Consider the following 25805-nt stretch of genomic DNA (forward strand, 5'->3'; position numbering starts at 1 on the left):
GCTCGTCATTCATGACGGTTTCGGTGGTGCTGTCGAAGTCGCGGGTGCGGAACTCGACGTTGTTCATGCGCGAGCTATTGACGTTCTTGAACCAGTCTCGTGTGTAGATCTGCCCCCAGGGGTCGTGTTGGGTGCCGCCGGAACCGGAGATTTTGTTGTAACCCTGTGCGCTTTCCTGTTCTTCCGCCAGGCGGTTTATTTCGGCGTTTTCGTCTTGCCATTCCTTTAGGCGCAGGGCGGCTTTTGCCACGAAAACCGGGTCGTAGCTGGGGGATTTGTTTTTGCGCAGGTACTCAGCCAGCAGCAGGTCTTGACCGAGCAGGCCGATTTTTTGCAGATTTTGGGTGCGGCGTTTATCCAGGCGAAACACTTCGTTGTCGGCGGCGGTGCCGTTCATGATCCCCGAGCCCAAAGCGGTGCCGCCTGAGCCGCCCAGACCGATGCCGGGCAGGGTTTTTTCAACGAAATCGGCCAGCACATTACGCCACACCAGCACCCGCACAGCGAGGCCTTGCTTGCCTTTGGCCGCCAGTAAGTCACCCACTCGCAAGCCGCCGGGGCGCTTGAGGCGCATGGCTGGGTCAAAGCCCCAGGTGATGATGTCGACACTGTGCCGGGCGTTCTCGATGGCGTCATGAACCGCGCCAAAGGCAGCTTGGCCATTGACCAGCGGCTCGGTGAGCACTCCGGCGCGGGGCGGGTAATAGGAGGTGTTGGCGAACCAGTCCATCGTCAGGTTGATAGGTTGGTTGGGATCGAATTTGAAAGATTCGGGGGAGTAGGGATAGCTCATGCGTCCGGCTCCTCGTTAGGTTTTCCGGGTAGCGCGGCGTGCCCCCTATAGTCTTCGGGCAAGTTGCGGGCTCTATGCTGAGGATCGGCGCTCGTCGGATAAGCGCGATGGCCTTGTTGGGCCAAGTACGGATCAACCGGCAACTCTATGGATGGGGAGTCGAGGCTCATGCTGAAATGATGGCCGTTGTCGAGCTCAACCCTGTAGGTCACGCAGTTGGCGACCGGCTTGAACTCGACGAGCCCGTCAGGCCCGGTTATGCCTTCTTGTATCTGAACTCCGTCAGCCAGCAGTCGGTAAGGCTCGCTCTCATACCCCGGTAAGTCGGGCATCGGTCTGAGGTTGATACTCAACCCCTGATTCTTCTCTGAGTTAAACGTACTTTTGCCTGTCTTTTGGCCCGGTAGGGCGCTCAACGGAGAAGACGGGGTTGAAAGCGGCAGCTGCAGTACGCTGGCCAAAGCTTCGACGGTCATGGGCGTAAGAGGGTTGGCGGCAGTGCCCGGTAGAGGAGCACCTCCCAACTGAATCGGTGTGCTGCTGAATATGCCGCCTGAATTGATCACAATGTGCTGCCCTGCGGCCATCAATGTGAGCGTGGCGCCTGCTGTCACCACTAGGTTGGCGCCTGATTTGAGGGTGATTTCCTGGCCGGCTTCGATGGCGATGAGCTTGCCGGCCAAGGTATGACTGCTGTTGGCGACTTCGCAATGGTCGTTGGCCAGCAGTTGCACCTTGCGATCTCCGCTCACGGTGAGTTGATCTTCGGCTTTGAGCATCAACACGCTGTTGCCGGTGATGAGCTGGTGGCGTTCGCCCTCAATCTGCTCGCGCCAATCGTTGTTGATACGTTGCTCCATATCGCGCTGGGCATGCAGGTAGATCCGTTCCTGGCCTTTGCGGTCTTCCAAGTGGAGTTCGTTATAACCGGTGCTGTCCGGGGTACTGCGGCTGCGCAATACGCTGCGGGTTTTGTTGGCTGGCAATGGGTAGGGCGGGGGGGTCAAGCTGTTTGACAGGCACGCATTGATGACCGGGTGGTCAGGGTCGGCCTGCAAAAATAAAACCAGCACTTCCATGCCGACTCTCGGCACCGTGACCGCGCCAAACGTGTCACCGGCCCAAGACGAGGCCACCCGCAACCAGCAACTGCTGTGATCGTTGTATTGCCCTTGGCGGTCCCAGTGAAATTGAACTTTCACCCGGCCATATTCATCGCAGTGGATCTCATCGGTTTGCGGGCCGGTCACGCGGGCGGTTTGCATACCCAGAACGCGGGGTTTCGGGTGTTTTAAGGCGGGGCGAAAAGGCACGTCCCACGGGGTGGCGATAAAGTCGTTGCGATAGCCCTGATCAAAGCCGTCCGCAGACGGTTTGGCTGCGGACGTGCCATAGGCGCGCAGCACTTGAGGCTGTTTGCCTTGATGGGTGATTTCGTTTAGCAGCCACAGGTTGTTGTTGAGGGTGTTGGGATGCCCGCCTAGCGCCATTAAATGGCCGGTTGCGAAGGCCGGCTGATCACTTTTGCCGGTGGCCTGGCGACAGTCGATCCGGTGACGTTCAAGTGTGCGCTGGCTGAGCAGTCTGCCGCGCGTTTGCAGCTTGAAATGGCCGGGGTAAACATAGTCTTCCAAGTCCGGGCCACGGCGTTGGTTGTCAGGATGGCTGTCTGCCTTTACCTCCCGACTGGCAGTTTCAAAGTTGTAATCGCGCAGTGTGCTGCGAGTCGGGCGGGTTTTCAGCGCCACTTTGAAGCTATTGACCACCCGCTCTTCGGCAACCATGCCGCTGTCAGGGTGGTAAAGCACAGGCTCATCAAGTTTTGGAAACGCTCTCTGGCCGTCACCAAAAACCAGGCGGTGGCCTTGCGGGCTGTGCTGGAAGTGGTAGTGAATGCCTTCCTCTTCGCACAGGCGCTGGATGAAGTGCAGATCGGATTCCTGATACTGCACGCAGTAATTACGCGGTTGATACTGCACATCCAGCGTAAACGCGTAAGCGTCACTGAAAATGCCATGTTCTTCAAGCAGCTGACTGATGATTTGCTCAACCGTAAGTTGCTGGAAAATACGCTGATTTGTGCGCAGATCAAGTAAGGCCAGTTGCGGCACCAGCGTGATGATCAGGTGCGTCAGAGGTGCGTGTTCATCACTGAAGGTAACGGCGTATACATGCCCGTGAATACCGCCGCCCGGTGCCCCGAAAGCCAGAAACCCCGGTCTGTGCAACAGGCCTTCAGGGTCCAGGCTAGGGTTTTCGCTGATCAGTTCAATGTCAAAGGAATAGGGTGCGCTGATGGCCTCTTTGCCTTGGAAGGCCAGTACGTGCAAGTCGTCGGTCAGGCCGTCTAGGCTGAAGTGAAAACGGGGTAGAACGCTTGCCATGAGCGACTCCTTACGCGAAGGCGAACTGACTCGCGTCAGAACAATGAGTCGCGAAAGGTAACAATCCTGATTACATTCTGGATGTAGGATGCGTCCCGTGATTTCAAGGTTAATAACGGTAGTTGCGTAGGACTAATCAACTTTCATGCGAAACATATGAGCCACAGCCTGCTGGCTCATGACGTACAACAAGGCCTACACTGCTTCTCCGCGAAAGGAGCCTGCCATGTTGATTGTTGCTGACGAAAATATTCCGCTGATCGAAGCGTTCTTTGCTGGATTCGGTGAAATACGCCGGTTGCCGGGGCGCCAGATTACCCGCACCGATGTGCATGATGCGGATGTGCTGCTGGTGCGCTCGGTGACAAAAGTCGATCGTGAGTTACTGGAAGGCAGCGCGGTGAGGTTTGTTGGCACCTGCACCATCGGCACCGATCACTTGGCGCTGGATTATTTTGATCAGGCAGGCATTCAGTGGGCCAGTGCTCCGGGTTGTAATGCCCGTGGCGTGGTGGACTATGTGCTCGGCAGCCTCCTGACATTGGCCGAAATCGAAGGCGTTGACCTGGTACAGCGTACTTATGGCGTGGTGGGGGCCGGTGAGGTTGGCGGGCGTCTGGTCGAGGTGCTACGCGCGTTGGGCTTCAAGGTACTGGTCTGTGATCCGCCGCGTCAGAGAGAGGAAGGCGGCGATTTTGCAAGCTTGGCCCACATCATCGAGCAGTGTGATGTGATCAGCCTGCATACCCCCTTAACTAAAAGCGCAAGTGATGCAACCTGGCATCTCTTGGATCTTGAACGCTTGAATCAGCTCAAGCCCGGTGCGTGGCTGATTAACGCCAGTCGCGGCGCTGTCGTGGATAACAGCGCATTGCGTGATGTGCTGACCCGGCGCGATGACCTGCAAGCCGTTCTGGATGTCTGGGAAGGTGAGCCTGAGGTCGATGTCGAGCTGGCGGACTTGTGTGTGCTGGCAACCCCGCATATTGCGGGCTATAGCCTTGATGGCAAGCAGCGCGGAACGGCGCAGGTGTATAAAGCGCTGTGTGAGTTTCTCGCTCGGCCCGCAGAGGTGCAGCTTGTCGACTTGCTGCCCGCACCGTGGTTGGCGAGTGTTCACTTGAGTGCCGACAGCGACCCGGCTTGGGCGCTGGCCATGCTGTGTCGTGGAGTCTACGACCCGCGTCGCGACGATGCAGACTTTCGCCGCAGTCTCGTGGGCAGTGCCCAAGAGCAAAAACTGGCCTTTGATGCTTTGCGCAAAAACTACCCGGTACGTCGTGAGATCGAGGGTTTGAGGGTGCACGTCGAAGGTGAGTCAGTCGCCTTGAAGCAATTGGTCAAGGCCTTGGGGGCTGTGCTGGTGTGAGGTGAAACGAACGCTGTAACGGCAGCCACTGTCAGGGTGAGGGCCGTCACAGCGTTAGATGAGAATCAGTCTTTACCAAAAGGCTTGACCAAGCGCTTGTCCAGTTCGTGGCAGGCGTCCTGAATCATTTTTTCCGTGATCAGAATTTCTTTTCCATGTTCATCAATCATCGCGCACCCCAGTGACTGCTGTGGTTGGGTTCGAATCACTGGAATCGCTTGAGCATTGTGTTGCAAATCCATGGCCTGTCTCCTCATCAGGGTGTAGCGCTAATGTAGTTCCGTTTAGTGACCAGGTTGTGACACAACTTGGCGGCCAACCCAGTCCAACAGAAATATCCTGAAACTTCCACCCTCACTTTAGAACATTAAGGCCTAGGCTTGGTTGTCATGGGTCATATTCAAAGCGAGTGAGAAATATTCCCTGACTTAGGCCTTAGACTTTTCACGCACATTCACCCTCTGGATGCCCCGAATGCTTTCATCTCGTCAACGCCGTGCCATTCGTCTGGCGGCTCATTTTGTATCGCCGTACCGTTGGCACGCTGTGGGTGCCTTGCTGGCGCTGATCGTCACTGCAGGTATCACCCTGTCAATGGGACAGGGCATCAAGCTGATGGTCGACAAGGGTTTCATGACCCAATCACCGCACTTGCTCAATCAGTCCATTGGCTTTTTTCTGTTGCTGGTTTTGGGGCTTTCGGTGGGGACGTTTGTGCGTTTCTATCTGGTGTCTTGGATTGGTGAGCGGGTTGTTGCTGATATTCGGCGACAGGTGTTTAACCACCTGATCGATCTGCATCCAGGGTTTTACGAGAACAATCGCAGTTCCGAAATCCAGTCCCGCCTGACCACCGACACCACACTGTTGCAGTCGGTGATTGGCTCGTCCCTGTCCTTGTTCTTGCGCAACAGTTTGATGGTGATTGGCGGTGTGGTGCTGCTGTTTGTTACCAACCCCAAGCTCACCAGCATTGTGGTGGTGGCGCTGCCGCTGGTACTGGCCCCCATTCTTATTTTCGGTCGACGGGTACGCAACCTCTCGCGCCAGAGTCAGGACCGGATCGCTGATGTTGGCAGTTATGTGGCCGAAGCCTTGGGCCAGATCAAAACGGTGCAAGCCTACAACCATCAGCAGCAAGACCAGCAGCGTTTTGCAGCCACTGTAGAAAGCGCTTTTGCCACCGCACGCAAGCGAATCGTGCAGCGGGCCTGGCTGATTACTCTGGTGATTTTGCTGGTGCTTGGTGCGGTCGGGGTGATGCTCTGGGTCGGCGGTATGGATGTCATTGCCGGGCGTATAACCGGCGGTGAATTGGCGGCGTTCGTGTTCTACAGCCTGGTGGTGGGGAGTGCGTTTGGCACCCTGAGTGAAGTGATTGGCGAATTGCAGCAGGCAGCCGGTGCGGCTCAACGGATTGATGAGTTGTTGCAATCGAAAAGCCTGATTGAGCCTCCCGCGAGTGATGTGCAGGTTTTGCCTGAGCGTGTGCAGGGCAACTTGCAGCTTGAAGACCTGTATTTCGCCTACCCTTCTCGCCCGGACAACCATGCGATTGAAGGGCTGAGCTTAACGATCAAAGCGGGTGAAACTCTGGCACTGGTCGGGCCTTCAGGGGCGGGTAAATCCACTTTGTTTGATTTGCTGCTGCGTTTCTATGACCCGCAGCGTGGCCAGATTCTGCTCGAAGGTCTGCCCATCGCCCGGCTAGACCCGCAAGACCTGCGGCGTTGTTTTGCCTGGGTGTCGCAAACCCCGGCGTTATTTTTTGGCACCATCGAAGACAACATCCGTTATGGCAATGCTCACGCCAGCGCCGACCAAGTTGAAGCCGCGGCGCGTATCGCCCATGCCCATGACTTTATTTTGCAAATGCCTGACGGCTATCAAACCCATTTGGGTGATGGCGGTCAGGGCTTGTCCGGTGGGCAGCGTCAACGGTTGGCGATAGCCCGGGCGCTGTTGGTGGATGCACCGATACTGTTGCTGGACGAAGCCACCAGTGCGCTGGATGCTCAGAGCGAACATTTGATCCAGCAAGCCTTGCCCAGCTTGATGAAAGGTCGCACAACGCTGGTCATTGCCCACCGTCTGGCGACAGTGCAGAACGCTGACAGGATTGCGGTCATGGACCAAGGCAAGCTGGTCGCCATTGGCACCCACACCCAGTTGATCGCCAGTAATGCGCTGTATGCGCGGTTGGCGGCGTTGCAATTTAATGGCGGGGTGGCAGAAAGCGTATAAGCAGCTGCAGGCACCTATAACAACCTGTAGCCGCTGACGAGGCACGAAGGCTGCGATCGGCGGCAGAGCCGTCTTAAAAACCTGACACTGCGAAGTGGCATCGTTTGCGACCGCTTCGCGCTCGATCGCAGCCTTCGTGCCTTGGCAGCGGCTACATTGATGCTCTTTGCCTTATCTAATAACTCCCCAGTCAAAACTGACGGGGAGCAGGGCATGTCTGCTTCGTATTCCGAGGAGAGGCACGAGGCGCCTTACCAGGCCAGTCTGACCCCGGAAGATAGGCGCCGTTTGCTGAAGGCCGAGCAGCTTGAGTAAAGCAAATGCCAGTGGGTTGAGCAGGCCAAAGCGTCCGTGAACAGGCTTTGACGCCTAGTAAAAGGTACGCTCGGCCTTGAAGGTCAGCAGTCCGTCGCACTGGCTGTTTTGCCCTGAATAGGCGGAACACTCGGCGCCATCGAGACTGGAGTCGCTGTAGATCAAGTTCAGGTCAATGCCCATCCACGGGCGCGAGAAGGTCACCGACCAGTCATTGAACGCGCGCACGCTGCCACCTTCGGCGATGGACACGGGGGTGCCCAGTTGGTGGGTGGTGTATTTCATGCGCACCCCGACGCCGAACGGCTGATTGACGCCCAGGTCGGCAAACAGCGTGCTGTCGTGCCGGTCCGGGTCATTGCTGAAGGCCGCACCAAAGCGGGTGCCCAGCACGGTAAGCCCGGCAAAAATCTGCTGGCTGTCGAGAGAGGTAACTTTGGGGTAGCTGTAATGAATCAACCCCAGCTCGTAGCTCAGGCTTTGGTCGAAAGGGTGTTTGTAGCCCAGGTAGGAGTCGACTTCGAGGTTGCTGCCGGGTTTTATGCCCATAGTCGGGGCCCATTGCCCCACATACCAGCCGCTTTCATGGGTCACATCCAGGCCGCCGTGAAAGGTCGAGCCGGGACTGGTGGGCTTCACCAGGCCCTGGGCCATGCTGCGGGTCGGTTGCGTGGCGAGCTTGAGGTCGAAATCACCCAGCTCGCGGGAAAACACTTGCGCATTCACTGCCGTGCTGGCCAGCAGCGTGCCGGTCAGCAGTAACGCCTTTGTGAGCATAGTGACCTCCTTGGCAGCTGGAAGGCTTGATTTAGACGCTTCAGAGCATACGGATGAATGCCGGCCGACGAACGCCGTTCGTCAGTTTTTTGTGTGATCAGAAGGTTTTGTGCGAAATAAACAGGGTCAGGCGAGAGTCCTAGCGCCTTGGGGGGCAAAGCGCATAAGGACCGGATGACGCGGGGAGTGTTACTTTTTGCCGAGCGTAATTTGCTTGGAAGGGCCGAAAGTTTGGCCGCTGACACCTTTGTTGATTTGCTGGATTTCGCCGCCGGACTTCAAGAATGCTTCGATTTGAGCATTGATGGAATCACTGGTTTCAACAGCGGGAGCTGGCTTTGCTTTGCTGGCGGATGCTTTTACGCGCATGGCGGCTATTGACCTGTAGAAAATAACTAGGTCGGTGATAGTACCTGAAAGGCTTGACAAATGCTTGTTAAATATCTTTCTAAAATAACTGGGGCGCGCAGTGAATACATATAGTCGTCCACCTGAGAGTTCTATAACTCGCTGTTTTAATTCATAACCCCATCACTTTTCAGACGCTGGCGGGGCTGGCTTCAACCCTTGCTGACCGGCCTTTGACTGACGAATGGCATCCAGGGTGCGACAAAAAGTCCTGATATATCAGGCGTCTCAGCGTTTTTTTGATGGCCGGGCGGCACCGCGCCAATGTGCCCACCTAAACTCGGGTAGAATGCGCCCACGTAATGAGGGTATTGGACATGGCTTTAATCGGTCGCTACAACAGTTTGCAAGTGGTTAAACATACAAACTTTGGTTTGTATCTGGATGGTGGGGCAGACGGCGAAATACTGTTGCCTAACCGATATATTCCTAAAGATATTCCAAGTGAAGATGAAGACTGGCTTAACGTCTTTGTTTATTTGGACAGTGCTGACAAGTTAATTGCCACCACTGAAAAACCTAAAGTTCAGGTCGGTGAATTTGCCAGCTTGAAAGTCGTGGAAGTTAATAGCATTGGCGTGTTCCTGGATTGGGGCCTGCCGAAAGATTTGCTGTTGCCGTACTCCGAAGAAAAACGCCAGATGACCGCCGGCGAATATGTCGTGGTTCACGTCTACCTCGACAAGCACACGCGCCGCATTACCGCGACGGCTCGTCTTGACCGTTACCTGGACAAAACCCCGGCCAACTATCAAGTGGGCCAGGAAGTGGATTTGTTGGTGGCAGAAGCCACGGACATGGGCTTTAAAGCCGTGATCAACAACAAGCACTGGGGCTTGATCCACAAGAACGAAATCTTCAAGTTCATGCGTGCGGGCAAGCAAGAGAAAGGCTATATCAAGGAGATTCGTGCTGACGGCAAAATCAGCCTGAGCTTGCAGCCTGTCGGGCAAGAAGCCTCCAGCAGCTTGAACTCCAAGATCCTCAGCCAGTTGCGTGACAACAACGGCGTGTTGCCGGTCAGCGACAAAAGTGCGCCTGAGGTCATCAGCAATCTGTTCGGTGTCAGCAAAGGCAACTTCAAAAAAGCCATTGGTGCGCTCTACAAGGAAGGCAAGATCGCGATCCACCCGGACCGCATCGAGTTGATCTGAATACAACCCAAGGAGGTCGGCATGAGCAAGGCAGTGTGGGCGTATAGCGGTGCGTTACTGGCTTTTCTGGTGCTCGACGGCCTGTGGTTGGGTGTGCTCATGAGCTCTACCTATAAAGAGCTGCTGGGTCCACTGATGCTGGCCCAGCCCAAGTGGGGGCCAGCCATTGTCTTCTACCTGATGTACGTATTGGGCGCAGTGTATTTTGTGGTACTCCCGGCCCTGAGCCGAGGCAGTGCGCGCAGAGCTGCACTGGGCGGTGCGTTCTTTGGGTTGGTGGCCTATGGCACTTACGACATGACCAACTGGGCGACGCTGCAAGGCTGGTCGGCCCAGTTGGCCTTGATGGATATGGCATGGGGCGGTTTATTGACCTGTCTCGCCTCACTCTCGGGTTATTGGACCGCTCGCAAAATGGCGGCTTGATCCGTTTTAATCCCTCCCAGTTTACAACTGAGCTGTTGAGCTTTTTCAGGTAGTACTATGAGTGTTTCGCGGCGAGCACCGGATGCTTTCGCACTGCAGGTCATGTTGGGACTGTGCCTTATCTGGGGCGTGCAACAGGTCGTTATCAAAATTGCAGCCCCAGACATCGCGCCGGTGATGCAAGCAGCCGCGCGTTCCGGCATCGCCGCGCTGCTGGTGGCCGGGCTGATCTGCTGGAAAGGTGGCTGGGACCAAGTGCCCGCCACCTGGCGCGCAGGTTTGCTGGCGGGTTCGTTGTTTGGTCTGGAGTTCTTCTTTATCGCTCAAGGCCTGGCGTTGACCAGCGCCGCCCATATGTCGGTGTTCCTCTACACCGCGCCCATCTTTACCGCCCTTGGCGTCAACTGGCTGTTGCCCAGCGAACGCCTGCGGCCGTTGCAGTGGCTGGGGATTTTTCTAGCGTTTGTAGGCATCGCCTTCTCGTTTGCCGGGGGGATGTCTTTTGCTGATATGGATCGCAACATGTTGCTGGGTGATGCCTGCGGGATTCTGGCGGGCATGGCGTGGGGCGCAACCACCGTGGTGGTGAGGGGCTCGCGCTTGTCTGAGGCACCGGTCACGCTGACGTTGTTTTACCAATTGATGGTCGGTTTTATCGGGCTGCTGGTGATTGCTGCTATCACCGGTCAGATCAGCCATGTCAGCCTGACCGGTGTGGCGGTCGCCAGCGTGCTGTTTCAGGGGCTGGTGGTGTCATTTTTCAGTTACTTGGTGTGGTTCTGGCTGCTCAAGCGTTATATGGCCTCCAACCTCGCGGTGTTCTCGTTTATGACGCCTATGTTCGGCGTCACGTTTGGCGTACTGGTGCTTAAAGAGCCCTTGAGCGCCAACTTCATAGCGGGCGCGGTATTGGTGTTGTTGGGTATTACCTGTGTCAGCGCCGAGCAGTGGATCCGTCGCAAGGTGCGAGCGTTACTGGAGCGTTGACACGCTGTCCGGCCAGCAGCCCGGCCAGCACCAGTCCGCTGGCGGCGATCATCAATGCCGGCTGCAACCCGCCGCTGAAATGACTGCTGAGGGCGGCGAGCAATGGCCCGCAGAGTTGACCGACGGCGAAACAAGCGGTCAGCAGAGCGGCATTGCGCTGCGTGGCGTGGGGTGCCAACTCTCGCGAGCTTTGCATCACCAGCGGCATGCAGGCTAAAAATGGCGTGCCGCACAGGATCACACCCAGCGCCAGCCCGGCGCTGCTCGGCAGCAGGCAGGCCAACACGCCCAGCGCCTGAACCCATAAAGCGCCCATTAACCACCAGCGGGTGGTGCCCGGATGAGGGCGGCGCAGACTGATCAGCACCACCCCAATCGCTGCGCACAACCCAAAGGCGGGCCAAAACAAGTCGGCTTGCCACTGGCCGTGAAACTGTGCGCTGGCCATCTGCGACAAAAAGGTGGCGGGGATGATATAGCCCAACCCATACAGCCCATAAATGGCGCCCAGCCGGCTGATGCCTGGTTGGCGGGCGCCGTGGGAGTGCACCTGCGCCTGAGTGGGGAGCACAGCCGGTTTGGGCAATAAAGGACTAATACCCAGCACCATGATCAGCGCCGCCGCAGCGTAAATCAGCCACAACGTGGCCGAGCTTTGTCCGAGCAGGTTAGATCCCAGCGCCAGCAGGCCGGTGAGCAATACACCCGCGCCCGGCCCGGCAAACACCAGTGCACCCAGGCGGGGGCGATTGGCACTGACTGCCAGTTGCTGGCTCAGTGAGGTGATCATCACCATAACCCAGGCACTGGCGATACCCGCGCCGAAGCGCAGCAGCAGATGAGGCCAAAAGCCGTGCGCCCAGAATGACACCAGCGTCAGCCCGACACACAGCCACAAGCCGGTGTGCAAGCGTGCGCGCACTTGATCGGGACGTTTAGCGCGCATCGCATCCAATGCGCCGACTAAATACCCGAGGTAGTTGGCGGCTGCAATCAGGCCGGCACCGGTGAGGTCAATCTGGCCTTCGCTGATCAAATGGGGCAGTTGTGGGGTGAGTGAGAAACGGCCAATGCCCATCGCCATAACGAGCGCGATAAAGCTTGCGATCAAGCGTGAGAGGGGAGACATGGTTGCTGATTCCTGACTGAAGACAATGACCGTCAGGCTATCGAGCATTGACTTTCATTAAAAATGAATAATAGTGAGTGACTTATTCAGTTTTGGAGAATGCAATGGAGTTCAGCCAATTGCGGATTTTTCAGGCGGTGGCCGAAGAAGGCTCGATCACCCGTGCGGCTGAGCGCTTGCACCGTGTGCCCTCTAATCTGTCGACCCGTCTCAAGCAACTTGAAGAGCAGATGGGCGTTGATCTGTTTGTGCGAGAACGGCAACGCTTGCAGTTGTCGCCCGCGGGTAAAGTGCTGCTGGATTACACCGCGCGTCTTTTCGCCCTGCACGATGAGGCCTTGAGTGCCGTTCAAGGGGGTGTGCCGTCCGGCACGTTTACGTTGGGGACGATGTACAGCACGGCGGCTATTCATCTGCCCAGCCTGTTGGCGCACTATCACCGGACGTATCCGGCGGTGAACCTGCAGGTGCAGTCAGCACCCAGTGGCGAATTGCTCACGGGCCTACTGACCGGAGAACTGGATGCTGCACTGGTCGATGGCCCGCTGGAGTTGGCTGGTCTGGATGGCGTCGAGTTTTGCCAGGAACAACTGGTCTTGATCAGTGATCTTGACCGCCCTGCGATTTCCCGTGCTCTGGATGTACAGGGCAGCGAGGTGTTTGCCTTCCGCCAGGGATGCTCGTATCGGGCACGCCTTGAGGCCTGGTATGCCAGCGATCGGGCGGCGATGGGCCGGGTCATGGAAATCGAGTCTTATCAGGGTATGTTGGCGTGTGTGGTAGCCGGTTCAGGGGTCGCGTTGATGCCCGCGTCGATGCTGGCCAGCTTGCCGGGGCGCGAAAATGCGCGTGTACATCCTTTGCAACAACCTTTTGCCAGCGCCACCACGTGGCTGATGTGGCGAAAAGGGCGACTTGGCGCCAACCTGAACGCCTGGATCGAGCTCCAGCAGGCACGGCCCGACAGCGTTTCAGCGTTGCAACCTGGCGTTTCGGTGTAGCGCCTATATGTAGGAGATTAGCCTAAAGTTCATTGACCTTAAGCAAGCATCTTGTAGGACTTAGGGCTATTATCTGTCTGAAGCGATCGCAGAATTAACGTCGCCAGCGTGACCCCAAGGGGGAAATATGAAAGACAAATTGCAAACTTGGCTCCATGACCTCGGCGTTGCCTTGGGTTTGCTCGAGCCGCCCATGCAGCCTGTGCCGATTCCGGTCGAAGATCCGCGCCGCCGGCCACAACGTCGTCGCTAAGTTGGCACCCTCCTGCAGAAGCAACACCCGGTTGCTCCTGCAGGTTGAGTTTCAGACCGCGCTTGCCAACGTGGCAGGCCGTCGAGCCATCAGGCTGACCAGTACAAAACTGACCAAAGCCACACCCAGGCTGTAATAAATCGGCGTGTTGGCTTCCAGCCCATCCTTGAACATAAACACCAAGGCCGTGATAAAGCCCAGGCCCATGCTGGTAATGGCGCCGGCAGTGGTGGCGCGTTTCCAGAAAATCGCCCCGATCAATGGCACCAGCATACCGCCGACCAGCAGGTTATAGGCCAGGGTCAGGGCGCTGATCACGTCATTGACCACCAGTGCGATCCCCAGCACGACAAAGCCGGTCAACAAGGTAAACAACCGATTGATGGCCAGGCTCGATTGCTTGCCGCCGCGCAATTTGGGTAGCAGGTCTTCGGTCAGCACCGTGGAAGCCGCCAGCAAACCTGCGCTGGCGGTGGACATCATGGCGGCCAGTGCAGCAGCAATGACCAACCCGCGAATACCGTCCGGCAGCGACACTTTGACGATGGCGGCAAAGGCGTTGTTGACGTTGCCCAGATCCGGAATCAGCACGTGGGCGGCCATACCGATCAAGGCGCAGGTCAGGCCATACACAATGCAATAGAGGCCTGCCACGGTGCCGGCATATTGGGCCACTTTTGGGGTTTTGGCGGTAAAGACGCGCTGCCAGATGTCTTGCCCGATCAGGATGCCGAAAAAGTAGATCATGAAGTACGTGATGATGGTGTCCCAGCCGATGCTGGTAAAGCTGAAGCTGGAAGCGGGCAGTTTGCTTACCAGTTCATCCCAGCCGCCTACTCGGTACAGGCAGATAGGCAGCAGTACAAACATCAGGCCAACGGTCTTGATCACAAACTGCACGATGTCAGTCAAGGTCAGCGACCACATGCCGCCAATGGTCGAGTACACCACGACCACGCCGCCGCCCAGCAGAACAGACGCCCAGAAGGGTAGGCCGAACAGCACTTCCAGCACGGTGCCGATGGCCAGAATCGAGGTCACGCCGATCATCAGTGCGTAGGCCAGCATGATTACTGCGCTGGCCTGGCGGGCCATCGGGTTGTAACGCTTTTCAAGCACTTGGGTGACGGTGAAAATCTTGAGCTTGAGCAGCGGCTTGGCCAGAAACAGGTTGAGCGCGATGATCCCGCAGCCCAGTGCAGCGCAGAGCCAAAAGCCGGAAATCCCGTGTACATAACCCAGGCGCACGGTGCCGACCGTTGAAGCACCGCCCAGCACGGTGGCGGCCATGGTGCCCATATACAGCGTCGGGCCCAGGTTGCGACCTGCCACCAGATAGTCTTCGTGGGTTTTAGCCTTGCGCATGCCGTAGTAACCCAGCACCAGCATTGCCGCAGCGTAGATAAGAACGACCAGTAGATCTAAAGCCATGGGGGCGAGTCTCCAGTTTATTGTTATGAGGCGCTCAGGCGATGCGAGGCATCACGGCAGGTTCCAGGGCAGTGGTGCGCTGACGGCGCGGATCTTCAGGCGCAAACACTGCGCCGGGTTCCGGGAACAGGCTGAGCAGGGCCAGGTACATCAACGATGCCAAACCGAGGGTGACCGGCAGGCTGATGTCGATGCCTTGTGCCAGATTGCCCAGCGGCCCGACGAACTGGCCCGGCAAGTTGACGAAGCACAGACCCACCAGCGCGCTGGGAACCCAGGCGCCAAGGCCACGCCAGTTCCAGCCGTGCTTGAACCAGTAGCGCCCGCCGCGCTCGCCACGGGTGAACACTTGCAAGTCATCCGGGCAATAGAAGCCGCGCCGTGTGATCAGGCCGATGATCATGATCACCATCCACGGTGTGGTGCAGGTAATGATCAAGACGGCAAAGGTCGAGACGCTTTGCACCAGATTCGCGGCGAAGCGGCCGATAAAGATGAAGGCAATCGACATCACCCCGATCAGCAGCGTCGCCTTTACCCGCGACAGCAGCCGTGGGAACACGCTGGACAGATCCAGCCCGGTGCCATACAGCGAGGTTGTACCGGTGGACATGCCGCCGATCAGCGCGATCAGGCACACCGGCAGAAAGAACCAGCTCGGCGCCACAGCCAGCAGCCCACCGACGTAGTTGTTGGCGGCGATATAGTCCGGGGCTTTGCTGGCAACGATGGTGGCGGTGGCCAGTCCAAACACAAACGGGATCAGCGTTGCGAGCTGCGCTGCAATCACTGCCAGCATGATGCGGCGCTTGAGTGTGTGGCGGGGTATATAGCGTGACCAGTCGCCGAGGAACGCACCGAAGGAAATCGGATTGCTCATGGCTACCAGTGCAGCCCCAATAAAGGCGGCCCAAAAACCGGTTTGACCGAGAGCGACACTGCCAGCGAAATGGCTGTCGAAAGCCGGAGCAAACGCGAAAATCCCCAGCAGAAACAGCAGGCTTGCGGCCCACACTGCAATGCGGTTGACCCACAGCATAAAGCGGAAGCCGTAGATGCAGACGGTCAACACCAAGATCGCAAACACGCCATAGGCCAGGCCCAGACTGAGATCGGTTTCAGGTAGGCCGACCATGCGCTTGGCACCGCCGATCAAGGCATCCCCTGAACTCCACACCGAGAGTGAGAAGAAGGCAATCGCCGTCAGCAGCGACAGGAACGAGCCGACAATGCGCCCGTGTACGCCGAAATGCGCCCCGGAAGACACCGCATTACTGGTGCCATTGAGGGGGCCGAACAACCCCATCGGCGCCAGTATCAGCGAGCCCAGCACCACCCCGAGCAGAATGGCCCAGAGCCCGGCTTCAAACGACAGGCCAAACAGCACGGGAAAACTGCCCAGCACCGCTGTGGCAAAGGTATTGGCGCCGCCGAAAATCAAACGAAACAAATCGCCCGGTCCGGCACTGCGCTCGTTGTCCGGGATCTGTTCGACCCCGTGGGTTTCTATCTGACGCACATTCTTATGGTTATTTTTATTATTCATGATCAGCTCCGATCACATTGGCTAATGGGGCGGCAGCCCTTCCGGCATTGCGGATAAATGTTCATGACAGGCCAGCCACAGGCCTTGTTGTTCTTGTGCGCTCGATGCTTGTCTCTTGAAGACAATGGTCTCGCGTTCCTGGCTAAAAAGTTGCTCCCCGTGCATGCGCAGCTCGGTGGCCACGTCATGCACAAACACCGCCATGTCCCCGTGCAGGCTGACAAAGGCGTTGCTCGAGGTGCAGCTCAGCACCTCGAAGCCCTCGTCCCGACGCCAGCTGTCCCACAGTGCCTGATAGGCGTCGCGGTTCAGCAAAGGCTGAGGCAGGGTGTAAAACACGAAGCTGGCATCGGCGCTAAACGCGCCGAAATAGGCTTCGCGGTCGTTGCGCGCAAACGCTGAAACCAAATCAGCCGCAGCGCCAAGCACCTCATCGCGATCGCTCATGTTCAACCCTCAGCGGTGCGTCACGCCGGGGAGCACACAGAGCATTTCGTAGAGCAAATTGGCCCCCAGCAACGAGGTGTTGCCGGTGGTGTCGTAAGGCGGCGAGACTTCTACCAGATCGCAGCCCACCAGGTCGAGGCCCTGGCAGCCGCGAATCACTTCAATGGCCTGGATGGTGGTCAGGCCGCCGATTTCCGGGGTGCCGGTGCCTGGGGCCCACGCCGGGTCAATGCCGTCGATGTCGAAGCTGAGGTACACCGGGCCGTCCCCTACTTTTTCGCGGACTTCGGCCATCAGTGGGGCGAGGGATTTGTGCCAGCACTCTTCGGCCTGCACCACGCGGAAGCCTTGTTTGCGGCTCCAGTTGAAATCTTCAGCGGTATATCCCTGAGCGCGCAGACCGATTTGCACGACACGGTCGCAATCAAGCAGGCCTTCTTCCACAGCGCGGCGGAAGGTGGTGCCGTGAGCGATTTTTTCGCCAAACATATGGTCGTTGACGTCGGCATGGGCATCGATGTGCACCAGCCCGACCTTGCCGTGTTTTTTATGGATCGCGCGCAGGATCGGCAGGGTGATGGTGTGGTCTCCGCCCAGTGTCATCGGGATCACATTGTGCTCAAGGATTTCATCGTAGGCTTCTTCGATGATGCGCACGGCGTCCAGCAGATTGAAGGTGTTGATGGCCACATCGCCGATATCGGCGACCGACAGCGAGTCGAAGGGGGCGGCGCCGGTGGCCATGTTGTAGGGGCGGATCATCACGGATTCGGCGCGGATTTCGCGGGGGCCGAAGCGGGTGCCGGCGCGCAGCGACGTACCGATGTCCAGAGGCACACCGATAAAGGCAGCGTCCAGCCCGGCGGCGGATTGCAAATGAGGCAAACGCATCATGGTGGCGATGCCGGCGAAGCGTGGCATTTCATTGCCACCCAGTGGTTGATGAAGAATTTTGTCCACGGTAAGGGCCTCGTCGTTTGTTGTGGTTATGGCGGCCGATTCTGCGAAAGGTACGAGGCGGAAAGAATCGCTGTGGGCAAATACTTAGTTCAGGTTTTTCTAAACTAATGGGCGGGATCTGGGTAGACTTTGCGCCTTTGCCCTCACCCTAACCCTCTCCCGGAGGGAGAGGGTACTGACCGCACGCGGCTTCAAGAACGCCTCAAATCAGCCCCCTCTCCCTCTGGGAGAGGGTAAGCCACACCGCCGAACTGAAATAAGCCCGGAGCCCTTATGGCCAACGCTTTGCCCGACTTGAAACTATTGCGAATATTTACCAGCGTTGTTCGCCATCAGGGTTTTGCCAATGCACAGCAGGCCCTCAACTTGTCCACTTCGGCCATCAGCACCTACATGAGTCAACTGGAGTCCAGTCTGGGTCTGGTGTTATGCCATCGTGGCCGGGGTGGCTTTAGTCTGACCAGCAAAGGTGAGCTGTTCCATCAGGAGACCTTGCGCCTGTTGGGCGAGCTGGAAGGCTTTGAACAGTACGCGGCGGCGCTCAAGGGCGAACTGCGTGGCACGTTGAACCTGGGTGTCATCGACTCAACGGTGAGCGACAAAGCGTTGCCTTTTGCTCAGGCGATTGGTGCCTACAGCCAGGAACACCCGGCCGTTCACCTGCATTTGTCGGTGATGAGCCCCTATGAGCTGCAACTGGGGGTACAGGACAACCGCCTGGATTTAGCGATTGGCGCGTTTTCGTCGCGAATGAGCGGGCTGGTCTATCAGCCGCTGTACCGCGAACAGCACTGGTTATATTGCAGTTCGCGGCATCCGCTGTTTACTGAGCGTCGCATCCCCGAACCCGTGATCACCCAGCAGCGTATGGTCGGCCGGGGTTACTGGAGTCAGGCCGAGCTGGCGCGACATGGTTTCAAGCACAGCGCCGCCACGGTCGACAGCATGGAAGCACAGCTGATTTTGGTGCTGTCAGGTGCTTATATCGGTTACTTGCCCGAACACTACGCCGAGCCTTGGGTAGAAAAGGGCGACTTGCGCGTGCTGTTGCCTGCGACCTTTGGCTATCAGGCGCCGTTTTCAATGATCGTGCGCCGAGGCCGTAGCCGTGAGCCGCTGATCCAGACGTTCCGCGACCTTTTGAAAGCGCAACTCAACCCACTTTGATCGAGAGTTTTACTCCCATGTCCCGAGCTCAATGCTCTCGTTGCATGCGCCCGCAGACTCACTGCTTGTGTGCCTTGATCCCGCAACTGGATAGCCGCACACGGGTGTTGCTGTTGCAGCACCCCAGTGAAGTCAGTCATGCGCTGAACACGGCGCGACTGGCCGCATTGGGATTAACCAATGCGCAATTGCGCGTTGGCGAAGTGTTCGATGATCTTGATGAGTTGATTAACGTGCCGGGGTATCAGGCGCGATTGCTGTTTCCGGGTGATGACGCGCAGGTGCTCCCTGCGCATGAATCAGCTGAGGCAAGCCTGCCGCTGTTGTTAGTGGTGCCTGATGGCACCTGGCGTAAGGTGCGCAAGCTGCTGCACCTCAACCCGTTGCTGGCGCAGTTGCCTCGGGTCACGTTGCCGCAAGGCGCGGTGTCGCGTTATCGGCTGCGCAAGGCACCAGGGCCGGGTGCGCTGTCGACGCTGGAAGCAATCGTGCAAGCGTTGGAAATCCTTGAAGCGCCGACGTCGTTTGCACCGCTGCTGCGCCCGTTTGAAGCGTTGATCGAGGGTCAGATTGAGGCCATGGGCGCTGAGACTTATGAACGCAATCATGGCGATAAAGCCTAATAGCTCGTTATTTCCGTAGCAGCTGTCGAGCTCTGCGAGGCTGCGTTCGAGGACGAAGTCCTCGTGATGCACAGGGTCGAGTCAGAGCTGAAAAACTGCGAAACAGGTTTTACGGCTGCTTCGCACCTGAACGCGGCCTCGTTTCACTCGTCCGCTGCTACGAATGGGGGAGGGTCAAGGCTTTTCGAGGGTTTTCTGGCGCAGGATGTAGATCGTGACACACACGGCACTGGTCAGCATGAAGCCTCGCGCCCATAACAGCGGCACCAGATAGCAAGACAGCCCGATACTCAGCCACATCAGACCAATGGCATAGACCTTGCCCTTGAGAGGGATGCCATTGCCGTCCAGGTAATCGCGGATCCAGGGGCCCAGACGCGGGTGGTCGACCAGCCACTGATAAAAACGCGGCGAACTGCGCGCAAAACACGCGGCGGCCAGTAACAGAAAGGGGGTGGTGGGTAAAACCGGAAGGAAGATGCCAATCACCCCCAGCGTTACGCTCAGCCAGCCGATGGCAAACAGAACGTAACGCAGCAACCGCGAACGGTTGCCTGGAGAGGGCGGTGCCACAGAATCAGTGGTGACGTGGCTTGAGGATCGCCGGCTTCTCGTCAGGTGCCTGGCACAGCAGGAACAGGGCGGTCAGCGCTTCAGGGATTTGCACGATCATGTCGTCCATCAGGTTGGCGTCCTGAGCGATGTCGGCGAACTCAGGTTGATCGTCGAAAAGGCCCGAACCCACCATGATTGGCAGCAGCATTTCGCTGACTTCTTCTTCAGCGGTTTCAAACCAGGCGGCTTCGCGCATGAATACGCCTTCCATAAAGCCGATGCACCAGCCGCGCAGGTCGGAGTCATCCGGCTCGTCGCCCAGATCCAGGTCACACGGCAGTTCGAACTCTTCGTCCGCCGCCAATTGACGGGCAATGTGCGCCTTGAGTTGAATCAGGGTCGCTTCGATCTCTTCGCGCTGGGCGTCGTCTTTGTAGTGCGGGGTTTCGGAGAAGATTGCATCAATCCACTCGCGCTCCGGCACTTCTTCAGAGCAGATGGACAAGGCAGTCAGGAAGCCGTGAGTGGCCACGTAGTCCAGCGCCTCGTCATGCAGCTCGTCGGCGTCGAGGAAGACTTGCAGGCGGGTTAGTTGCTCAGCGAAGGACATTAAAGGACTACCTAGTAAATAAACAATGCCGAATTCTAGGCTTTCTTGAGCGTTCAAGCCAGTCGCAGCGCACATTTGCTGTGACTTCCCGGCGATCGGCAGGGCAATTACAGCGCCCTGCACGCAGGAGCGCTCGGGTATACTGCCGCGTTTTGTGATGCCCTGCGATCAATCCGGCATACCCCGCGTCTCGTGCCCGAGCTTTTAACAGGGCTTGCGGCCGGCCGGGTCGCCTGTTTGCAGGGGTGTTTCGGCGATTTCTGGAGTTTCTATGCTCGAACAGGCTCAACGCGTACTCAAAGACATCTTCGGCTACGACAGTTTCCGTGGCCGTCAGGGTGACATCATTGAGCGCGTGGCCAACGGTGGCGACGCCTTGGTGTTAATGCCCACCGGCGGCGGCAAATCCTTGTGCTTCCAGGTGCCGGCGCTGTTGCGCGACGGCCTGGCCGTCGTGGTCTCGCCGCTGATTGCCTTGATGGACGATCAAGTGGCCACGCTGGAAGAGTTGGGGGTGGCTGCGGCCGCTTTGAATTCGACCCTGAGTGCCGAACAGCAGCGTGACCTGGCCAGCCGGATCAAGCGCGGTGAAGTCAAAATGCTCTATCTGGCGCCCGAGCGTCTGGTGCAACCGCGCATGATGGCTTTTTTGCAGAGCCTGGATATTGCCTTGTTCGCCATCGACGAAGCTCACTGTGTGTCTCAGTGGGGGCATGACTTCCGTCCTGAGTATTTGCAACTGGGCCAGTTGGCTGAGGTTTTCCCCACGGTTCCGCGTATCGCCCTGACCGCTACCGCCGACAAGCGTACCCGCGAAGAAATCGTTACCCGGTTGCACTTGCAAAACGCCGAGCGCTTTTTGTCGAGCTTTGACCGTCCCAATATTTTTTACCGCATCGTGCCTAAAGAGCAGCCGCGCAAACAGTTGCTGGCTTTTCTGTCGGAGCGGCGCAGCGATGCGGGCATTGTTTACTGCCTGTCGCGTAAAAAAGTCGACGAAGTGGCGCAATTTCTCTGCGCCCAGGGCTTCCCGGCGTTGCCTTATCACGCAGGCCTGCCCAGCGAAACCCGTGCGGCCAACCAGAAGCGCTTCCTCAATGAGGAAGGGCTGATCATGGTGGCCACCATTGCGTTCGGTATGGGCATCGACAAATCCAACGTGCGCTTTGTTGCGCATCTGGATTTACCCAAGTCGCTTGAAGCTTATTATCAGGAAACCGGCCGGGCAGGGCGTGATGGCTTGCCCGCCGATGCGTGGATGGCCTACGGCCTGCAAGACGTGGTGATGCTCAAGCAAATGCTGCAAAACTCCGAAGGCGACGAGCGACACAAGCGCCTGGAGCACCATAAGCTCGATGCCATGCTGGCGTTGTGCGAAGAGACCCGCTGTCGCCGTCAGACCTTGCTCGCCTATTTCGATGAAGAAATGCCGCAACCTTGCGGCCATTGTGACAACTGTGTTGACGGTGTGCAGACCTGGGACGCCACCGAACCGGCGCGTCAGGCATTGTCAGCGGTTTACCGCACAGGTCAGCGTTATGGCACCGGCCACCTGATCGACGTGTTATTGGGCCGCGAAAACGAAAAAATCCGCAGCATGGGCCATGAGCGTTTGGCTGTTTTCGGTGTTGGCAAAGCTCGTGCGGAAGGTGAGTGGCGCACCTTGTTCCGCCAGTTGGTGGCCCGCGGTCTGGCTGATATTGATATAGAAGGCTATGGCGGTTTGCGCCTGAGCGACAGCTGCCGGCCGTTGCTGCGCGGCGAAGTCAGCCTTGAGCTGCGCCGCGAGCTTAAACCGCAAACATCGGTTAAAAGCACCTCCGCCAGCCCGGCCAGCCAGCTGGTACGTGGTGAAGAGCGCGAACAATGGGAAGCCCTGCGCGCCTTGCGCCGCAAGCTGGCCGAAGAGCACGGCGTGCCGCCTTACGTCATCTTCCCCGACTCGACCTTGCTCGAAATGTTGCGCAGCCAACCCGGCACGCTGTCCCAAATGGCCACCGTCAGCGGTGTGGGCGCGCGCAAATTGGAACGATACGGCGAGGCGTTCCTCGAAGTGCTGGCCGGTCAGGCCGAAACGCCGAAAGTCGTGGCCGATATCCGTCACGAATTGATCAGCCTGGCCCGCGCCGGTATGACCCCCCTGCAAATTTCCGGGCAATTGCAGTGTTCTGAAAAGAACGTTTACACGATGTTGGCTGAGGCCATCGGGCGTCAGGAGTTGTCGTTGGAACAGGCGCTGGACTTGCCGGAAGAGCTGATGGCTGAAGTTCAAGATGCCTTCCTGGATGGGGAGGGTGAACTGCCAAGCGTTGCCAGCATTGCAGAGCAATTCAAGGGGCGCGTACCGGAAGGTGTGCTGTATTGCGTGCGTGCTGCCCTGCAAGCCGAGTTTGAGATGTAATGATTTAGTGATTTGTAACGAATCATTGACTTGCGGGACTTGCCTATGAACAAACTCCATGCTTAGCTGGCTAATAATTAGTTTCAATCAATTTTTAGTCTAATCATTGAGTTTTTTATGCCTTTAACCGATCAACACCGCTTTGGCATGCAGCTGGCCCAAATGTCCCGTGGCTGGCGTGCCGAACTCGATCGACGTCTAGCCGGTCTGGGTTTGTCGCAGGCTCGCTGGTTAGTGCTGTTGCACCTTGCGCGATTTGAAGAAGCCCCGACTCAGCGTGAGCTGGCACAAAGTGTCGGGGTGGAAGGCCCGACTTTGGCGCGCCTGCTCGACAGCCTTGAGGCTCAGGGGCTGGTTCAGCGTCATGCCGTGGCTGAAGACCGCCGCGCTAAAAAAATCGTTCTGAGTGATTCCGCGCGGCCTTTGATCGCCCAGATCGAAGCCATTGCTTCAGCATTGCGTGAAGAGCTGTTTGTGGGCGTTGATGAAGAAGAACAGCGCATCTGCCAGCGTGTTCACAAGCGCATTCTGGAAAACCTCGAAAAGCATTGATCGGCTGCTGCAAGCCAGCGCCGCTCTGGCAAGAGCGGCGCACATCAAGCCGTATTAAAACGTCTGGCCCAAATTCAGGTACAGCGCTTTTTGATCATCATCGTTGAACCCGTAGCTGAAATTGAGCGGGCCCAGCGGTGTGTCGAAACCGATAAAAATGCTCGCCGCATTGATATAGCCGCTGTCGAAGTCGTTATCGTTGTTCCATGCCCGTCCGCGTTCCAGTGAGGCCCCGGCATACAACGGGAAATCAAACGGCAGGTATGAACGCGGTGTCAGGCGACGGTAATACACGGCCCTCATCAGGCTGATGTTTTGTCCGGAGATTGCGTCTTGCCTGAACCCTGACAGCTGCCGTGCGCCACCCAGCAGGAAGCTGGAGGTCACGACTTCGGCCTTGTCCAGCGTGCGCCCGTAACGGCCGCCCAGAATCCAGGTGTCGGGGCCGTAGCTCAAGGCTTTGTCCAGATGAAATTCCCATTGTCGGTAACGGTCGTCGGAACCCAGCGCCGGGTCGAATTGGCGCACACTCAGACCGATGTCATAGCCCGAGTGCGGGAAATAGACGTTATCCAGTGAATCGAATGAGTATTTGATGTCATAAAACCCCTCATTGAAGCTGGTGCTCGGCAAATCATGATCGCCAATGCGTACGTCGGCCTTGCCCCACGCCTCGCCAATGCCCACCCGAATCTCACCGCTATTGCCGATCTGGCGTCCCAGATTCAACCCGAACCCGTAACGCTCCAGCCGGTATTCAGCGATGGGGTCGTTGTCGAGGATGGATTCGACGTTCTGTGATTGTGCATTGATGTACGGCGCCACAAAGTAGCGCGAACCCACATCCAGGGGTTGATAGAACTCGCTGTACAGTTCTTGTTTGTCGCCGATCTGCACCCGCGTCAGCCACTCTGCGCCGAGCCGGTTGATACCATTGACCCGGTAACTGGCGCCCAGGTTAAACGCACTGTCGCCGCGCATGTCGTCCGACAGGTTGAGCCCCAGGCGCAGAAAGTCGGTGCCGCTGCGTTTGGCCCGGGCGCTGATCACCAGCGTGCGCTCCTTGCCCTTGTGCACGACGCGGTACTGCACCTGATCAAAGTAGTCGAGGCCGTACAGGGTGCCCATGTCCCGTTGCAAACGGCCCAGATCCAGCGGTTCGCCCACGGGTTGGCGAATGTAATAGCGAATCACCGCGTCGTCGATTTTCGAGTCATTCTCAATCTTGATCTGGGTAATCACCGGGGTGCGTTCTTCCGCTGTGCGGGCAATGTCGAGTTGCACGTCAGCCGGGTGACGCAAATCGGCCAGGCGCGGTGCCAGCGCCTGTGTCGCGCGATAACCGGCGCTGATGATGTCTTGCGAGCGGCCAAAGTCTGTCGCGCCAATACTGCTCAGTGCCGGCTGGATCAAAATATCGTCAGGCGTCAGCGAGGCCAGTTGAACCTCGGAGTTGCTGCGGGTCATCAAGGTGGTGGACTGGTTGAGGATGTCGAATACCGTGGTGAGTTGCTTGCGCGGGCGCAGCGGGGTACCGATATCCACCACAATCACTCGGTCTACCCCCATTTCGCGGGCCACGTCCACCGGGATGTTGTCGACCATGCCGCCGTCAACCAGTAACTGGCCGTTTATTTCCACCGGCGCAAACACCGCAGGAATAGACATGCTGGCCCTTATCACTTGGGGTAGGTGACCTTTGCGGAACACCACTTTGTCGCCGTTGACGATATCGGTCGCTACGGCACGAAAGGGAATGGGCAGTTTATCGAAGTCGCGAATGTCACTGCTGTGGGCCAACAAGCTTTCAAGCAACAGCGACAGATTTTGCCCTTGAATGACCCCCAATGGCAGGCCGAGGCTGCCATCGTCGCGGAAACTCAGTTTTTGCCTGACCAGAAAGTCGCGGTCATCCTGCTTGCGTCGGAAGGGAATGTCTTCGCGAGGCGGATCGTCTGACAGGGCTTCTTGCCAGTCGATGCCCAGTGCGAGTTTTTCCAGTTCATCAATCTTGTAGCCCGAGGCATACAGGCCGCCGATCACCGCGCCCATGCTGGTGCCCGCGATGGCATCGACACGGATGCCTTGCTCTTCAAGAGCCTTGAGCACGCCGACGTGGGCCAGACCACGGGCTGCGCCTCCGGAGAGCACCAGGCCGATTTTCGGCTGGGGCTTTTCGACGGCAAACAGTGCCATAGGGCATAAACACAGAAGCAGGCAACTCAGCAGGCGGCGCATCATGAATCTCTGGGCAAGCGACAAAGGCGGCTATT

General features: G+C 57.8%; 24 protein-coding genes. 11 read left to right on the forward strand and 13 right to left on the reverse strand.

Going from position 1 to position 25805, the window contains the following annotated elements; genetic code table 11:
* Positions 1–793 (reverse strand): phospholipase D-like domain-containing protein (locus FJD38_RS16690; RefSeq protein WP_482822459.1); only part of this gene is annotated, 793 nt, incomplete at its 3' end.
* Entirely contained in the window at positions 790–3177 is a 2388-nt protein-coding gene (gene tssI / locus FJD38_RS16695; RefSeq protein WP_146386393.1) for a type VI secretion system tip protein TssI/VgrG, read from the reverse strand. The genes FJD38_RS16690 and tssI, both read right to left, overlap by 4 nt.
* A gap of 226 nt (positions 3178–3403) precedes the next feature.
* Between tssI and pdxB the strand changes: the two genes are divergently transcribed.
* The gene (gene pdxB / locus FJD38_RS16700; protein WP_146386395.1) at positions 3404–4546 is read left to right on the forward strand and encodes a 4-phosphoerythronate dehydrogenase PdxB; all 1143 of its coding nucleotides are present in this window, start codon (positions 3404–3406) and stop codon (positions 4544–4546) included.
* A gap of 65 nt (positions 4547–4611) precedes the next feature.
* On the opposite strand, the gene FJD38_RS24570 is transcribed toward pdxB, so the two are convergent.
* Positions 4612–4788, reverse strand: coding sequence for a PA1571 family protein (locus FJD38_RS24570; protein WP_167654279.1), 177 nt, complete (start codon positions 4786–4788; stop codon positions 4612–4614).
* A 223-nt stretch (positions 4789–5011) separates the two neighbouring features.
* On the opposite strand from FJD38_RS24570, the gene FJD38_RS16705 reads away from it, so the two are divergent.
* On the forward strand, positions 5012–6790 hold the full coding sequence (locus FJD38_RS16705) for an ABC transporter transmembrane domain-containing protein (protein ID WP_167654280.1): 1779 nt from the start codon (positions 5012–5014) through the stop codon (positions 6788–6790).
* A gap of 369 nt (positions 6791–7159) precedes the next feature.
* On the opposite strand, the gene FJD38_RS16710 is transcribed toward FJD38_RS16705, so the two are convergent.
* Together FJD38_RS16710 and FJD38_RS16715 are read right to left on the reverse strand one after the other, a co-directional pair.
* Positions 7160–7882: a TorF family putative porin gene (locus FJD38_RS16710; RefSeq protein ID WP_146386397.1), complete on the reverse strand. Its 723-nt coding sequence runs from the start codon at positions 7880–7882 to the stop codon at positions 7160–7162.
* Between the two features lie 189 nt (positions 7883–8071).
* A complete protein-coding gene (locus FJD38_RS16715) occupies positions 8072–8251 on the reverse strand; it encodes a hypothetical protein (RefSeq protein WP_003441690.1) in 180 nt (59 codons plus the stop codon).
* Between the two features lie 356 nt (positions 8252–8607).
* Between FJD38_RS16715 and FJD38_RS16720 the strand changes: the two genes are divergently transcribed.
* Genes FJD38_RS16720 through FJD38_RS16730 form a run of 3 tightly spaced genes read left to right on the forward strand, consistent with a single transcriptional unit; the run spans position 8608 to position 10857 of the window.
* Positions 8608–9444, forward strand: a complete 837-nt coding sequence (locus FJD38_RS16720; protein WP_122783865.1) for a CvfB family protein — start codon at positions 8608–8610, stop codon at positions 9442–9444.
* 21 nt (positions 9445–9465) lie between these two features.
* On the forward strand, positions 9466–9870 hold the full coding sequence (locus tag FJD38_RS16725; protein WP_146386399.1) for a DUF2177 family protein: 405 nt from the start codon (positions 9466–9468) through the stop codon (positions 9868–9870).
* A 57-nt stretch (positions 9871–9927) separates the two neighbouring features.
* Positions 9928–10857 carry a DMT family transporter gene (locus tag FJD38_RS16730; RefSeq protein WP_146386400.1) on the forward strand — a complete coding sequence of 310 codons (930 nt, stop codon included), beginning with the start codon at positions 9928–9930 and terminating at the stop codon, positions 10855–10857.
* Here FJD38_RS16730 and FJD38_RS16735 read toward each other — a convergent pair.
* Positions 10805–11986 carry an MFS transporter gene (locus FJD38_RS16735; RefSeq protein WP_146386402.1) on the reverse strand — a complete coding sequence of 394 codons (1182 nt, stop codon included), beginning with the start codon at positions 11984–11986 and terminating at the stop codon, positions 10805–10807. The genes FJD38_RS16730 and FJD38_RS16735 overlap by 53 nt on opposite strands.
* A 104-nt stretch (positions 11987–12090) precedes the next feature.
* Here FJD38_RS16735 and ptrR point away from each other — a divergent pair, with 104 nt between their 5' ends.
* Positions 12091–12987 carry a putrescine utilization regulator PtrR gene (gene ptrR, locus FJD38_RS16740; RefSeq protein ID WP_122783862.1) on the forward strand — a complete coding sequence of 299 codons (897 nt, stop codon included), beginning with the start codon at positions 12091–12093 and terminating at the stop codon, positions 12985–12987.
* 127 nt (positions 12988–13114) lie between these two features.
* Positions 13115–13240, forward strand: a complete 126-nt coding sequence (locus tag FJD38_RS25000) for a PA1414 family protein (protein ID WP_267129116.1) — start codon at positions 13115–13117, stop codon at positions 13238–13240.
* Positions 13241–13291: 51 nt separating this feature from the next.
* Here the strand turns inward: FJD38_RS25000 and FJD38_RS16745 are convergent, their stop codons facing one another.
* Genes FJD38_RS16745 through speB form a run of 4 tightly spaced genes read right to left on the reverse strand, consistent with a single transcriptional unit; the run spans position 13292 to position 17624 of the window.
* The gene (locus FJD38_RS16745) at positions 13292–14671 is read right to left on the reverse strand and encodes a sodium:solute symporter family protein (RefSeq protein WP_122783861.1); all 1380 of its coding nucleotides are present in this window, start codon (positions 14669–14671) and stop codon (positions 13292–13294) included.
* 34 nt (positions 14672–14705) lie between these two features.
* Entirely contained in the window at positions 14706–16217 is a 1512-nt protein-coding gene (locus FJD38_RS16750; RefSeq protein ID WP_146386404.1) for a purine-cytosine permease family protein, read from the reverse strand.
* 21 nt (positions 16218–16238) lie between these two features.
* Complete coding sequence (locus tag FJD38_RS16755) at positions 16239–16664, reverse strand: YybH family protein (RefSeq protein ID WP_122783859.1); 426 nt, start codon at positions 16662–16664, stop codon at positions 16239–16241.
* 9 nt (positions 16665–16673) lie between these two features.
* Positions 16674–17624, reverse strand: coding sequence for an agmatinase (speB, locus tag FJD38_RS16760; RefSeq protein WP_122783858.1), 951 nt, complete (start codon positions 17622–17624; stop codon positions 16674–16676).
* 273 nt (positions 17625–17897) lie between these two features.
* Between speB and FJD38_RS16765 the strand changes: the two genes are divergently transcribed.
* Both FJD38_RS16765 and FJD38_RS16770 read left to right on the forward strand, forming a co-directional pair.
* The gene (locus FJD38_RS16765; RefSeq protein ID WP_122783857.1) at positions 17898–18791 is read left to right on the forward strand and encodes a LysR family transcriptional regulator; all 894 of its coding nucleotides are present in this window, start codon (positions 17898–17900) and stop codon (positions 18789–18791) included.
* A gap of 17 nt (positions 18792–18808) precedes the next feature.
* Positions 18809–19414, forward strand: a complete 606-nt coding sequence (locus FJD38_RS16770) for a tRNA-uridine aminocarboxypropyltransferase (protein ID WP_146386406.1) — start codon at positions 18809–18811, stop codon at positions 19412–19414.
* 174 nt (positions 19415–19588) lie between these two features.
* Here FJD38_RS16770 and FJD38_RS16775 read toward each other — a convergent pair whose 3' ends face one another.
* Positions 19589–19987 carry a YbaN family protein gene (locus FJD38_RS16775; protein ID WP_146386408.1) on the reverse strand — a complete coding sequence of 133 codons (399 nt, stop codon included), beginning with the start codon at positions 19985–19987 and terminating at the stop codon, positions 19589–19591.
* A 4-nt stretch (positions 19988–19991) separates the two neighbouring features.
* The gene (locus FJD38_RS16780) at positions 19992–20579 is read right to left on the reverse strand and encodes a UPF0149 family protein (RefSeq protein WP_122783854.1); all 588 of its coding nucleotides are present in this window, start codon (positions 20577–20579) and stop codon (positions 19992–19994) included.
* Positions 20580–20850: 271 nt separating this feature from the next.
* On the opposite strand from FJD38_RS16780, the gene recQ reads away from it, so the two are divergent.
* A complete protein-coding gene (recQ, locus tag FJD38_RS16785; protein WP_122783853.1) occupies positions 20851–22980 on the forward strand; it encodes a DNA helicase RecQ in 2130 nt (709 codons plus the stop codon).
* Positions 22981–23097: 117 nt separating this feature from the next.
* Positions 23098–23532, forward strand: a complete 435-nt coding sequence (locus FJD38_RS16790) for a MarR family transcriptional regulator (protein WP_122783852.1) — start codon at positions 23098–23100, stop codon at positions 23530–23532.
* 54 nt (positions 23533–23586) lie between these two features.
* On the opposite strand, the gene FJD38_RS16795 is transcribed toward FJD38_RS16790, so the two are convergent.
* Positions 23587–25770, reverse strand: coding sequence for a patatin-like phospholipase family protein (locus tag FJD38_RS16795; protein ID WP_122783851.1), 2184 nt, complete (start codon positions 25768–25770; stop codon positions 23587–23589).
* Between the last annotated feature and the right edge of the window lie 35 nt (positions 25771–25805).

The organism is Pseudomonas saxonica, from assembly GCF_007858365.1.
Taxonomy (GTDB): domain Bacteria; phylum Pseudomonadota; class Gammaproteobacteria; order Pseudomonadales; family Pseudomonadaceae; genus Aquipseudomonas; species Aquipseudomonas saxonica.